This window comes from Dapis hubbardiae BLCC-M172 (genome assembly GCF_050016015.1).
Lineage (GTDB): Bacteria > Cyanobacteriota > Cyanobacteriia > Cyanobacteriales > Microcoleaceae > Trichodesmium.
Map to the genome: position 1 here is coordinate 1 of NZ_JBNHEQ010000139.1, position 6,387 is coordinate 6,387.

Here is a 6,387-nt window from a genome sequence, read left to right on the forward strand (position 1 = left end):
AGCAGTCCGTCAGGATAAAGCGCAGCTCCTCCGCAGGAGGCTAACTGAAATGACCTCTACTTATAAGCTCTAATTTCCGATGCTGGGAAAATGAAGATTTACTGACTACTGCACCATCTACCACCTAAGAGAGTGTTTGTAAACTAAAGATTAAGACGGCCAGAGTGCTTAATTTTCGGTGGGTGGGGTGCGGAAAGTTAAATTTTGGTTCCGGTTCGTAATTATTACCGCCTCACCCTCCCCACCCTACGCCTAGATTTAATATTCCTTTTACAAACAGTCTCTAATACCAAGCGTGATAAGTGTTTGTTACAAATGGTAGGAACCTTGGATGCAACGTCCGTATCAAAGAAGTAAGAAGTAAGAAGGGATAAAGATTTAAAAAAGGCAAAAATGGGATTAGATAACTATCTAAAAGGAATTAGAGTAGCTATTTTTCAGCAGATATGACCGACAGCTACCTTTTTGCAGCATTCTTGTTTTCAAAGTCGTATAAAACCTAAAATTTATTTGTAGTAAAAATTTATCACTATAATCAGGTAAAGTATTTTTTTTCCTTCCCGATGTCCTGTTACCTAAAATCCACAACTTGTCTATCTTACAAATTTAAGAATTGCTATATGACATTAAAAATACTGTCATAGTTGAGTATTGTTATCTATATACAAATAGAGGAAAATTATAATGATAAGGTGACAAAAATAATCACAAAACCTATGCACCAAAATCCAGAAACTAGGTTTGTTCGTGGCAACCGGATTTATTTGCGTAAGTCCTATAATCATATAGTAAATATTCGGTATTAATTTTATATTATGGCGAATAGAGCTAGATACATACCACTTTGTTGTAGATAAAAAATTAACTTCTAATAATGACTATTTTTCAGACTTCCTTAACATTCCCATTAATAGGTTTAGCAACTATTTATATCTCTGGTTTTATCTTGCTAAGATTAATCCAAAACCGATTGATATTTGAACCTAAATCATTGGTTTTAGCTACTCCTGCGACTTTTAACCTTCCTTATGAAGAAGTTTGGTTATCAGTACCAACTTCTCGCAACCAAACAGAAAAAATATCTGGTTGGTGGATTCCGCAAACTCAACCCAATGCAGGAGTAATTCTCTTCCTACATGGCGCCAGTGGAAATATGGCTGCTCAGAAAAAAAGTTGCAATCTTGAGCGAGTAGCAAAACTATATCAATTAGGATTTTCAGTATTTATGATTGATTATCGGGGATACGGTAATAGTCAAGGAAAGTTTCCCATAGAAGCAACAGTTTATGAAGATGCTGCAATAGCTTGGAATTATTTAACTCAAGAAAAAAGCTTTGCACCAAAAGAAATTTTTATTTATGGATATTCTCTCGGAGGAGCGATCGCCGTTAATCTCTGCTTACAACAACCAAAAGCAGCAGGGTTAATAGCTGAAAGTTGCTTTACTTGTATCGAAGACATGGCTAAATACAGACGTAAAATCCAGATATTTCCTCTGAAGTTGCTGGTTACTCAAAAATTTGATTTCATTAACAAAGTCAAATCAATAAAAATGCCAGTCTTATTTATTCATGGTATGAAAGATGAAGCTGTACCTGCAACCATGAGTCAAAAATTATTTGCTGCTGCACCCGAACCGAAAAAACTACTGTTGCTCCCAAATGCTGGACATAACGATCTGGCAGAAGTAGATAGCGATCGCTATCTAGCAGCATTGCAGGAATTTTTTCCTACAGCGGAGGGAAGAGTCAGGAGTCAGGAGAGAATTTTAACACAACTCAGGAGTCAGGAGTCAGGAGTCAGGAGTTAGGAGTTAGAGTTAGGAGGGAAGAGTCATGATTTCTCCTGTCTTTACTGTCTGGGGCGGGTGAGGGGGTTGAAGCCCAACTACAAACAATTACGCTCCCTCGTAGTATTGCTCTAGACCTATCTTATTGATTTGGGAATGATATCAAATCCTGATAATTACTATTGTATCTATCGGCGCATTCTGACAAGGATGGGCCTAACTCAAAAAAGGCTGGATGCCATTGAGTAATACCATCGGTAGTTAGTTGTTCATAAGTGCCATAGTTAGAAAAGTCGTAGAAAAAGCCTTCTTTCATCCCTGCTGCCTTGGGGTTGGCATGAATATAACGGATGGTGTTTAAGGCCCTTTCTTTGTCGGAGTTGGGGAAGCCATGACAGGTATACCTTTGTTCCCAAAAGTGTCCTTTGCGGTTCAGGAGAGCATTAAAAGACATGGCAGAATACCAATTTATCCAGTGCATTTACTGCAAAGTCATTGCGTTAGCGAAGCTTTGCGATAGCAAATGGAGCGTCAGCGTAATGAAGCAATCTCGACGGTTGAGATTGCTTTCCCTTCGGGAATGCTCCGCAAACGCTTCACTTCGTTCCGCTCGCAATGACACAGGATTTTCTGCTTCCATCAAGTAATGGACATGATTGAGCATAATGCACAAGGCATACAGTTTAAATGGGTATTTTTCTTGTGCTTGTTTGATGATATGTAACAGTATTTCTCTGGTCTCACGGCGGGTGAGGTTGAAATCTCTGTTATTACACCGAGTCGTAATGTGGTACGAATAATCTGCTTTGAATTCTCTTTTTGGTCTGCCCATGTCCTTTCAGTTAACAGTTATCAGTTATCAGTTATCAGTCAGTTGGCAACTACACCGAACACTTCTGACTTCTGACTTTCCTGCGGAATGCTGCGCAAACAAACTTCTGACTTCTCTCCTCGTGCCAGGTATCGGTGAAGAAAAGTTTCGGCCTTTAAATGGTTTATACTTTCTAGCTTCTGCCAATACCTAGCATAAAACCAGCGAGTGTGGTACTGTTCATACACGCATAGGGCGGCACAGCACCTCCCGTCCTCCCGTCGCCCCAGAGCGCGAGCGAGCGGCGAGCGCGGAAGAACCACGCACACCTCTCACTGGCACTGCGCTCCTTTGACTCCCCCTTAACTCACGACCGATTGTATTTCTTTTTTTTACCGTATGCCGGAGAGGTTTTGCCCGGATATGCACCTTTGCCGCCCGAAACGGCATCCAAGTCCTCGTCACACATTGGCACAAGATCATGGCAGGAGGTGGGAATTTGGGGGGATGAAGATTGCATGGGTCGGGTTGGATGACCTTGGGGGTTGCAGGAGGTGGGAATTTGGGGGGATGAAGATTGCATGGGTCGGGTTGGATGACCTTGGGGGTTGTGTTTCATTAGTTGGACCTCTTCTCTGTTTTGTGGTCTTTTTGCATTTAATTATACCAGTTTCAACAAGTTTTTTCTACCTTCTTTCTATTTTCGCTTGACTCGGGTTTACATTCTCGCGCATTCAGTACCACAACTTCTGAGCACTGCGCATTTCTGACTCCCTGCGCTGCGGGTGTTTTAATAATTTTTAGCGCTTTTGGGTTCTTTTGGGTTTTTGAGGGTTTTGCCTCCTTTCTCCCAAACCGTCTCCCTGACTCCTTCTTCCTTATTCTGACTCCTACTAAAAACTGGACAAACTCCGTTACCGACAACTCCTTTCTCCTGACTACGCAATGTACTAGACTTTTGACTTTTAACTTTTGACTGAATAAAATATAGGGCATGAAACGAATAAATCCAAATCCTACCCCTAACATTCCCCCCTATACCTGGAATCGTCCCATTGGTCTTGATTGGGACAAACCTTACACAGTGCGCTATAGCAGTAACCTTGATGATGGCCCCTGGCACGGAATGCCCCTTGGAGGTTTCGGCGCAGGTGCTATCGGTCGTTCCCCACGGGGCGATTTCAATCTCTGGCATCTCGATGGTGGCGAACACATTTATCAAAATCTGCCTGCCTGCCAATTTAGCGTTTTTGAAGAAACAAAAGGCCGGAAACAAGCTTATGCTTTATCTACCGAACCGCCGACAGATGGCAGTCTCTCTACTTGGCAATGGTATCCCAAGGAAAAAGCAGGACTAAATACAGGCACTTATCATGCTCTTTATCCCCGGAGTTGGTTTGTCTATGACAATGTATTTAATGCACAATTAAGTTGCGAACAATTTTCTCCAATTTGGGCAGGTAACTATCAAGAAACCAGTTACCCGATCGCCATATTTGAATGGATTGCTCATAATCCCACAGATGAACCAATTACACTAAGTATAATGCTCACATGGCAAAATACTATCGGTTGGTTTACCAACTCTGCGAAAACACCAGAAGTGCAAGTGCGAGATGATGGCACTCCAATTTATGAATACAAACCCCGGTGGGGAGAGAGTACAGACAACTTGAATTTATTAGTAGAAGATTTTCACCGTATTGGTTGCACCATGACCAAATTAAGTATTGCCGACGAACCCGCAGAAGGAGAGGGTCAAATGGCGATCGCGACTTTTACTAATGCTGGCGTTGAAGTTAGCTATCACACGCGCTGGAACCCGATTGGCAATGGAGAAGATATCTGGCGCTACTTTGCAATAGATGGCACTCTTATAGATGAACACAATGAACTACCTGCACAAGAAGGAGAGCAAATAGGAGTAGGAATATCAGTTCGTTTCACCATTAGACCGGGGAGAACGCGGAAAATCCCTTTCTTCTTAGCTTGGGATTTACCTGTGACCGAGTTTGGCGCTGGAGTTTCATATTACCGACGTTATACAGATTTTTATGGTCGCCATGGGAAAAATGCTTGGTCGATGATTCGTACTGCCATGAAACATTATCAAACCTGGCGCGAGAATATTGAAGCTTGGCAAAATCCGATTTTAGAGCGGGAAGATTTGCCTAATTGGTTTAAGATGGCTTTGTTTAATGAACTTTATGACCTCACGAGTGGAGGAACTCTTTGGAGTGCTGCTAGCGAAGACGCTCCTAAAGGTCAGTTTGCCGTGCTGGAATGTCTAGATTATCGTTGGTATGAGAGTTTGGATGTGAGGTTATATGGTTCTTTTGGGTTATTAATGTTGTGGCCGGATTTGGAAAAGTCAGTGTTGGTAGCGTTTGCGCGGGCGATTTCGACGGCGGATGATACACCGAGAATTATTGGTTATAATCAAGCATCGGCGGTGAGAAAGATTGCTGGAGCAACTCCCCACGACTTGGGTGCACCCAACGAGCATCCTTGGGAAAAGACGAATTACACCAGTTATCAAGATTGTAATCAGTGGAAAGATTTATCTAGCGATTTTGTGTTGCAAGTGTATCGAGATTTTCTGTTGACTGGTGCAGATGATTACGAATTTCTGTGGGAATGTTGGTCTGCTATTGTAGAAACGTTAGCATATCTCAAAGGTTTTGACAAAGATAATGATGGCATTCCCGAAAATGAGGGAGCGCCAGACCAAACTTTTGATGATTGGCAGTTGCGGGGTGTGAGCGCCTATTGTGGAGGGTTATGGTTAGCAGCACTAGAGGCAGCGATCGCTATTGGGAAAGTTTTAATTGAGCATCCTAGGGAAATTCCTTATTATCCACCGGAAGGTTTCCATTCTGAGGTTGATAAAAATTCTGTAGATGCTATTAATAATCAAATTTCTGTTTATCAAAATTGGTTAGAAAAAGCATTACCTATTTATCAAGAAAAATTATGGAATGGGGAATATTATCGTTTGGATAGTGAGAGTAATTCGGAAGTAGTAATGGCTGACCAATTATGCGGTCAATTTTATGCCAGGTTATTAAATTTGCCGGATATTGTACCTAATAAATGTGCTTTATCTGCTTTAAAAACTGTCTATAATTCTTGTTTTAAAAATTTTCATAATGGCAAGTTTGGAGCAGTGAATGGAGTGTTACCTGATGGTTCCCCAGAAAATCCTAATGCTACTCATCCTTTGGAAGTTTGGACAGGAATTAATTTTGGTTTAGCAGCTTTTATGGTGCAAATTGGTATGAAAAAAGAAGCTTTAGAAATAACAGAAGCGGTGGTAAAACAAATATATGAAAATGGGTTACAATTTCGCACGCCAGAAGCTATTACAGCAGAGGGAACTTTTAGAGCTAGTCATTATTTAAGAGCAATGGCAATTTGGGCAATTTATAATGAATTTAGAATTTTTGAATTGAGAATTAAGAATTTTTAAATTGAGAATTGAGAATTTAACTTCTGAATTCTAACTTTTATATAAATCCTCCTAGGATTGGTGTAAAATGGATAGGGGTTTGGTTTCCAAATCCCATTTTTGGTTAAGTTTGGAGAGGTGGTTGGGTTTGGAGACCAAACCCCTAGGATAAAATTTTACAACAAACATTTATAACTGCTATAACTGATAAATAATAACTAATACAAAAATCACATTTGTGGTTGGGTTTGGAGACCAAACCCCTAGGATAAAATTTTACAACCAACATTTATAACTGCTATAACTGATAAATAATAACTAATACAAAAATCACATTTG

5 protein-coding genes are annotated in these 6,387 nt (G+C 40.7%); 3 read left to right on the forward strand and 2 right to left on the reverse strand.

Annotated elements, in window-relative coordinates; translation table 11 throughout:
- Positions 1-874: 874 nt before the first annotated feature.
- Complete coding sequence (locus ACP6PK_RS12185; protein WP_426559826.1) at positions 875-1,810, forward strand: alpha/beta hydrolase; 936 nt, start codon at positions 875-877, stop codon at positions 1,808-1,810.
- Positions 1,811-1,931: 121 nt separating this feature from the next.
- Here ACP6PK_RS12185 and ACP6PK_RS12190 read toward each other — a convergent pair whose 3' ends face one another.
- Positions 1,932-2,270, reverse strand: coding sequence for a hypothetical protein (locus tag ACP6PK_RS12190; protein WP_426559827.1), 339 nt, complete (start codon positions 2,268-2,270; stop codon positions 1,932-1,934).
- A complete protein-coding gene (locus ACP6PK_RS12195) occupies positions 2,271-2,621 on the reverse strand; it encodes a transposase (protein WP_426559828.1) in 351 nt (116 codons plus the stop codon). It abuts the gene before it with no gap.
- Here ACP6PK_RS12195 and ACP6PK_RS12200 point away from each other — a divergent pair.
- Positions 2,620-2,814, forward strand: coding sequence for a hypothetical protein (locus tag ACP6PK_RS12200; RefSeq protein ID WP_426559829.1), 195 nt, complete (start codon positions 2,620-2,622; stop codon positions 2,812-2,814). The genes ACP6PK_RS12195 and ACP6PK_RS12200 overlap by 2 nt on opposite strands.
- A 780-nt stretch (positions 2,815-3,594) precedes the next feature.
- Positions 3,595-6,069 carry a GH116 family glycosyl hydrolase gene (locus ACP6PK_RS12205; protein ID WP_426559830.1) on the forward strand — a complete coding sequence of 825 codons (2,475 nt, stop codon included), beginning with the start codon at positions 3,595-3,597 and terminating at the stop codon, positions 6,067-6,069.
- The last annotated feature ends 318 nt before the right edge of the window (positions 6,070-6,387 follow it).

Coding starts and splice junctions, on each gene's coding strand:
- ACP6PK_RS12185 (WP_426559826.1), top strand. CDS start 875: ATGACTATTTTTCAGACTTCCTTAACATTCCCATTAATAGGTTTAGCA.
- ACP6PK_RS12190 (WP_426559827.1), bottom strand. CDS start 2,270: ATGCACTGGATAAATTGGTATTCTGCCATGTCTTTTAATGCTCTCCTG.
- ACP6PK_RS12200 (WP_426559829.1), top strand. CDS start 2,620: ATGTCCTTTCAGTTAACAGTTATCAGTTATCAGTTATCAGTCAGTTGG.
- ACP6PK_RS12195 (WP_426559828.1), bottom strand. CDS start 2,621: ATGGGCAGACCAAAAAGAGAATTCAAAGCAGATTATTCGTACCACATT.
- ACP6PK_RS12205 (WP_426559830.1), top strand. CDS start 3,595: ATGAAACGAATAAATCCAAATCCTACCCCTAACATTCCCCCCTATACC.